The 564-nt window shown below is 72.0% G+C and carries 1 protein-coding gene; it reads right to left on the minus strand.

Annotated features, from left to right (window positions below):
* Positions 1-564, minus strand: a 564-nt coding sequence (locus tag HUK84_RS22275; RefSeq protein ID WP_176642054.1) for an ABC transporter ATP-binding protein, incomplete at both ends; no start/stop codon positions are given.

The following is a 564-nucleotide window of genomic DNA, read 5'->3' on the forward strand; positions in this document are numbered from 1 at the left end:
CGGCGGGCGCGGGCCGTGCAGCGGCGGGATCGAATCCAGCAATGCCGCGGTATAGGGGTGGCCGGGCCGGGCGAGGACCGCATCGGTCGGCCCCCGCTCGGCGACCCTGCCGGCATACATCACCATCATGCGGTCGCAGGTTTCGGCCACCACGCCCATGTCGTGGGTGATCAGCAGCACCGACGAGCCGTATTCCCGCCGCAGGGTGCGCAGCAGGTCGAGGATCTGCGCCTGCACCGTCACGTCCAGCGCGGTGGTCGGTTCGTCGGCGATCAGCAGCGCCGGGTTGCAGGACAGCGCCATGGCGATCATCGCCCGCTGGCGCAGGCCGCCCGACAATTGGTGCGGATAGCGCCCGGCCACCCGTTCCGGGTCCGGCACGCCCATGTCGCCCAGCAGGCGGATGGTGCGCGCCCGGGCCGCGTGCCGGCCGATCCGCTGGTGGGCGCGGATCTGCTCGTCGATCTGCCAGCCGACGGTATAGACGGGGGTGAAGGCCGTCATCGGGTCCTGGAAGATCATTGCGATGTCGCGGCCGCGCAGGGCGCGGAAGGCGCGCTGCGG

Origin of the sequence: Nguyenibacter vanlangensis (assembly GCF_013376155.1) — a bacterium.
Taxonomy (GTDB): domain Bacteria; phylum Pseudomonadota; class Alphaproteobacteria; order Acetobacterales; family Acetobacteraceae; genus Gluconacetobacter; species Gluconacetobacter vanlangensis.